General features: G+C 64.1%; 5 protein-coding genes and 1 pseudogene. All 6 read right to left on the bottom strand.

What is annotated here, in order from left to right; all coding sequences use genetic code 11:
* Window positions 1-1055 (bottom strand): annotated as a pseudogene (locus APY03_RS07130) (DegT/DnrJ/EryC1/StrS family aminotransferase); the annotation flags it as partial.
* Window positions 1056-1057: 2 nt separating this feature from the next.
* Complete coding sequence (locus APY03_RS07125) at window positions 1058-1717, bottom strand: acetyltransferase (protein ID WP_068675302.1); 660 nt, start codon at window positions 1715-1717, stop codon at window positions 1058-1060.
* Window positions 1714-2319, bottom strand: coding sequence for a sugar transferase (locus tag APY03_RS07120; RefSeq protein WP_068675300.1), 606 nt, complete (start codon window positions 2317-2319; stop codon window positions 1714-1716). Before APY03_RS07120 ends, APY03_RS07125 begins: the two co-directional genes overlap by 4 nt.
* The gene (locus APY03_RS07115; protein ID WP_232081173.1) at window positions 2316-3437 is read right to left on the bottom strand and encodes a glycosyltransferase family 4 protein; all 1122 of its coding nucleotides are present in this window, start codon (window positions 3435-3437) and stop codon (window positions 2316-2318) included. The genes APY03_RS07120 and APY03_RS07115 overlap by 4 nt, the downstream gene beginning before the upstream one ends.
* Window positions 3434-4504 (bottom strand): NAD-dependent epimerase/dehydratase family protein, encoded by a 1071-nt coding sequence (locus tag APY03_RS07110; protein WP_083944206.1) that lies wholly within the window; start codon window positions 4502-4504, stop codon window positions 3434-3436. Before APY03_RS07110 ends, APY03_RS07115 begins: the two co-directional genes overlap by 4 nt.
* A 16-nt stretch (window positions 4505-4520) precedes the next feature.
* On the bottom strand, window positions 4521-5912 hold the full coding sequence (locus APY03_RS07105; protein WP_232324181.1) for a nucleotide sugar dehydrogenase: 1392 nt from the start codon (window positions 5910-5912) through the stop codon (window positions 4521-4523).
* Window positions 5913-5914: the final 2 nt, after the last annotated feature.

Here is a 5914-nt window from a genome sequence, read left to right as displayed (position 1 = left end):
GCCAGCCGCTCGGCCGGTCGCCAACCGGTGCCGTCGAACGCCTTTTCGAGATAGACCTCGGAGCACGATCCCTGATAGCAGGGGACGCCACGCGCCTGAATGGCTTCGATGATGCGGTCGCGGCTCCAGCCCCGTGCAAGGCGGTCGGGCTGCACGTATGCGTAGCACTTGTAATGCGCATGGATGCAGGACGCAGGCACTCGCGGCACGTGAACTGCCGCATGGGGTGCGCACGCCGCCCAGACCGCCTCGGCATGGCGCGTGCGCCTCGCGGTCCAGTCGGTCATGCTGCGCAGTTGCATGCGGCCGATGACCGCCTGCATCTCCAGCATGCGCCAATTGGTGCCGAAGCTTTCATGCAGCCAGCGAAAGCCCGGTGGATGCTGGCGCTCATACACCGCTTCATGGCTCTTGCCATGGTCCTTGTATTGCCATACGGCGCGCCACAAGTCCGTGTCGTGGGTCGTGACCATGCCGCCTTCGCCGCCCGTGGACATGATCTTGTCCTGGCAGAAGGACCAGGCGCCGGCATGGCCGAGGGTGCCTACGGACCTGCCCTTGTAGCGTGCTCCATGGGCTTGCGCGCAGTCTTCGATGACCTTGATGCCGTGTCCGGCGGCCAGCGCCATGATGGGATCCATGTCGCACGGCCAGCCGGCCAGGTGCACGCAGATGACGGCACGGGTGCGGGGCGTGATGGCCCGTGCGATGGTTTGCGCCGAGAGGTTGCCGCTGTCGGGCTCGACGTCGGCGAAGACGGGCGTTGCGCCAGCATTGACGACGCAGGACACGCTGGCGATGAAGGTGCGTGGCGTGACGATGACTTCGTCACCCGGGCCTATGCCCAAGGACTTGAGCACGACATCGAGCGCCAGCGTGCCGTTCGCGAGCGCCACGGCATGCGCGGCGCCGGTCCATGCGGCAAATTCCTGTTCGAACGCGCGGCACTCCTCCCCGGTCCAGTAGTTGACCTTGTTGGAAATCAGCACCCGCACCACGGCCTCGGCCTCTTGCGTCGTGAAGCTGGGCCAGGGAGAGAAAGAGGTATTCAGCACGATCAACCCTTGATGAGTGGCCTGGCAGGGTTGCCGGCGACCGTCGTGCCCGCGGGCACATGGCGCGTGACCACAGCGCCCATGCCGATGACGGCACCGCGGCCGATGACCAGCGGCTGCCCGGGCTTGCCCTGCTTGATGACAGCCCCCGTGCCGACGTACGCGTGGTCCTCGATGACGACGTTGCCGTTGCACTTGACGCCCGGCGCGAAGGTGACGAAGTCGCCGATGACGCAGTCATGCTCGACATAGCTGTAGAGGTTGGCATGGAAGTGCCGGCCAATGCGGACGTTGGAACCGAGGGTGACGAAGGGGCTGAGGATCGCGCCTTCGCCCAGGGTGACTTCGTCCATCACAACTGCGTTGGCTGCGATGACTGTCCAGGGCTGCACGCCGCCGACGCGGCAGCGGTCGGCGAGTTCTTTCCGGACTGCGCCGTCGGCGATGGCGAGCACGGCGTGTCGCGCGCTGGCCTGGGCTTCCAGGAATTCCTCGTAGCGAAGCACGCGTTGACCGTTCACGACAGCCGCCTCGGGCTGGTCGTCCACGAAGACCAGCCGTGTTGCCCCGATTCCCTGGCGCTGCAACTGCGAGCGCGCGAGGGGCATGACGCTCCGGCCGCAGCCGCTGGCGCCGTAGACGGCGAAGAGTGGCGTGTTCATTGCTCGTGCTCCATCTGCGGCCCGGTAAAGCGCGGCATCGTCGCCTCGCCGGAGGCGCTGATGCCGTCGCGCGCCAGGACTTTGCGCATGGTGAGCCACAGGATCCGGAGGTCGAGCCGCGCAGAGCGGTTGTCCACATACCAGACGTCGAGCTCGAACTTTTGGTCCCACGATAGGGTGTTGCGTCCATTGATCTGGGCCCAACCCGTGATGCCGGGGCGCACGTCATGGCGCCGTGCCTGAACGCGGGAGTACAGCGGCAGGTACTCGGCCAGCAGGGGACGGGGGCCGATCAGGCTCATGTCACCCTTGAGCACATTCCAGAGCTCGGGCAGTTCATCCAGGCTGCTGGCGCGCAGGAAGCGGCCGAAGGGAGTGAGGCGATCCGCGTCGGGCAGCACCCGGCCATCGAGGCCTCGAGCATCCGTCATGGTCCGGAACTTGACCATCCTGAATGGGCGGCCGTGCAGACCCGGACGCATCTGGCAAAAGAACACTGGACTGCCGAGCTCGCGTCGCACCCTCCAGATCAGCCAGAGCAACGGAATTGCAAGAAGCAGCAAACCCAAAGCGGCGCAGACGACGTCGACGATGCGCTTCATACGATGCCCATCTCGCGCAGCATGACCGCGTTGACCTTATGCACATCGTATTTCTCTTCCGCGATCTCGCGAGCACGACGACCCATGCGGACAATCAGCGCAGGGTCGGCAATGAACCTGTTCATCGCATGCTCCAAGGCCTCCACGGATCGAACGGGGACCAGAAAGCCGTTCTCGCCGTGCATCACCGTTTCCCGGCAGCCAGGCGCATCGGTGGTAATGACCGCGCGGCCCATCGCCATGGCTTCCAAAACGGTGCGCGGCGTTCCTTCACGGTAAGAGGGAAGCACGTAGACGCTGCACGCGGCAATGGCCGATCGCACATCCGACAAGCGGCCCAGATAGCTCAGCGTCCCATCGGCCATCCACGCCTCCAGCTCCGCGTCCTCGATGGCATCAGGATTGGTGTCGATCCAACCTGCGACTGCGAATTGAACATCCGGATGACGATTGCGGATGCGGCGCGCGGCCTGGGCGTACTCGCGTACACCTTTGTCGCCGAGGAGCCTGGCAATCAACAAAAATCGCGGCGGCCCCGGTGGCAAGCCGGCTGGGCTGAACCGGTCGACGTCAACCCCCGAACCATTCACCACGCAGGAAGGCGTGGCAGCCATCAAGATACCGCGTCGCCTGAACAGCCCCTCGTCATCGGGGTTCTGGAAGAAGACCTTGTGCACACGGCCGAGTGAGAGTCGATAGAGGCGCTGTACCAGTGCCTGCAAACGCCCGCGCCGCTCGTGGTTCTGAAATACGTAGCCCAGGCCGGTGATCAGCGCGTACCTGTAAGGTACACCGGCCACCCACGCAGCGAGCGAGCCATAGATGACGGGTTTGACGGTGTAGCCCAGCACCCAGTCAGGCTGGATACGCCGCATCAACGCGACCAGCGCGAGCAGTGCACGCAGGTCGGAGAGCGGGTTGGCACCGGTCCGCCGCAACGGAATGTCATGAACCGTGAGACCGCGTCGCTCCAGCTCCAAGCGAATCTGGAGGCCCGGTTCGAGACCGGGCGCCGCCACGTGCAACTGCAAGCCCCGCGCCTGCAGCGCGGAGATCAACGCGCCGCGAAAGCCCATGAGAGATTCGGCGAAACCACCGATCAGGAGGAACTTCATCATGCGCGCTGCACCCTAGCGGTTTTCAGCAGCAACTCGCCGAGAGCAGGGGCCGTACGCTGCAGGCAGAACTCTGCTTCGACGCGCCGACGACCCGCTTCGCCCATCGATTGCCTCAATGCGCCATCACTCAAGAGCTGTGCAAGCCTCGCGGTCCAACTGCTTTCCATGTCCGCCAGGAAGCCGCTTTCACCGTCGCGGACAATCTGGCTGTTCGCTCCGACATTCAACCCCTCGCGCAAGAGCTCGAACAATGCCGCCAAGGACGTGCGCTCGCCCACGGCCACGTTGTAGACCTGGTTCTTCGCAGCGCGGTCTTCGGTCGTAGCTGCCAGCAGATTGGCCTGCACGACATTGGCAACGTAGCAGAAGTCGCGACTGGTATGACCGTCGCCGTTGATGTAGACGGGCTCGCCCTTCAGCATCGCCGCCGTCCACTGGGGGATGACAGCGGCATAGGCGCCGTTCGGGTCCTGACGTCGGCCGAACACATTGAAGTAGCGCAAGCCGATGGTGTCGAATCCGTAACAGCGCGCGAACACGTTGGCGTAGAGCTCGTTCACATACTTGGTCACTGCATAGGGACTCAGAGGCTTGCCGACGTATTCCTCCACCTGGGGCAAGGAGAGGCGATCGCCATAGGTGCTGCTGCTGGCCGCGTAGGTGAAGCTCTTGACCTCCGCATCGCGCGCTGCAACCAGCATGTTGAGGAAGCCGGTAATGTTGAAGCTGTTCGTGGTGATCGGGTCTGCCACGCTCCGTGGGACACTACCAAGGGCCGCTTGATGCAGGACATGCTCCACGCCCTCGCAGGCATGCCGGCAGTCGCCGGCGTCGCGGATGTCCGCTTCCAGAAAGCGAAAGTTTCCCCACTGTGCCGGGGTCACGAGCCCTTGCACCTGCGCCAGGTTGCGTCGGTGGCCGGTGGCGAAGTTGTCCAGACCCACCACGCGCTGGTTCAGCTTGAGCAATGCCTCGAGCAGATTGCTGCCGATGAAGCCGGCGACGCCGGTGACGAGCCAAGTCCGAGGCTCTGTGGCAAGGCGCGCCAGAAGCTGCTCGTAAGCCATCACGGATTGCCGCCTCTCACAGTCGGCCGTCTGCGACGCCCATGGGGAGCACACCTTTGACGTCGAACAGCACGGCACCCCGATGTCCCAGCGCCCTGACGCCGGCTTCCCCCATCGCAACGAACTGGCGATGACTCACAGCCAGCACCACCGCGGAATACTGGCCGGGAGCGGGCATTTCGTTCAGGCAGCGCAGGCCATGCTCCTGCTCCGCCTCGGCCACGTCGATCCACGGATCGAACACGTTCACCTGAATGTTGTAGCCCTGAAGAGTGCGCACGATGTCGATCACCTTGGTGTTGCGCACGTCCGGACAGTTTTCCTTGAAGCTCAGGCCCAGGACCAGCACCTTGCTGCCGAGCACTGGCAGGTTCTTGCGCAGCATGAGCTTGACCACTTCATCGGCCACATGAACGGCCATGTGGTCGTTGATGCGGCGCCCGGCCAGGATCACCTGGGGGTGGTAGCCCACCTGCTCGGCCTTGTGCGTCAGGTAATAGGGATCGACGCCGATGCAATGCCCACCCACGAGCCCGGGCCGGAAGGGCAGGAAGTTCCATTTCGTGCCTGCAGCCTGCAGGACTTCCAGCGTATCGATGCCGAGCTTGCGAAAGATGAGGCTCAGCTCGTTCATCAAAGCGATGTTCAGATCCCGCTGGGTGTTTTCGATCACCTTCGCGGCTTCGGCCACCTTGATGCTGCTGGCCTTGTGGGTGCCGGCGCTGACGATCTGGCGGTACAGCCGGTCCACCGCGTCGGCCACCTCAGGTGTACTGCCGCTGGTCACCTTCTTGATGGTCGCCAGCCGCCGCTCCTTGTCGCCAGGATTGATCCGCTCCGGGCTATAGCCACAGAAGAAGTCGACGTTGAACTTCTTGCCCGACACCTTCTCGAGCACCGGCACGCACACCTCCTCGGTCGCACCGGGATACACCGTCGATTCATAGATGACGATCGCGCCATTCGGCATGACGCGGCCCACGGTTTCGGTGGCGGCGATCAAGGCGCTGAGATCGGGCCGGTTCGCAATGTCCACGGGCGTCGGAACGGTGACGATGAAGACCCGGCATCCCGCGATGTCCTTGATGCAACTGCTGAAGCGAAGCTTGCTCGCGGCGCGCAGCTCGTTGGGGCCGACTTCCAGCGTCGCGTCTTTTCCGGACTGCAGTTCGGCAATGCGCGATGTATCGATGTCGAACCCGACCACCGCGCGCAGCTTGCCGAATTCCACGGCAAGCGGGAGGCCCACATAGCCAAGGCCGACGATGGCGATCGCTTCGCTGTCTGCGATCACCGCGCGCGCCGCCTCGGCAATCGCGCGCTCGCCGGCTACCGGGGGCTCCCCACAGGCCAACTCGAACATTCCATCCCCTAGGGAGATGCTGATCAATGAACGACGCCGTAGGATCT

Source organism: Variovorax sp. WDL1, from assembly GCF_001541225.1.
Lineage (GTDB): Bacteria > Pseudomonadota > Gammaproteobacteria > Burkholderiales > Burkholderiaceae_C > Variovorax.
Note: the sequence above shows the minus strand (reverse complement) of the source record. Positions and strands in the feature narration are given on the sequence as shown.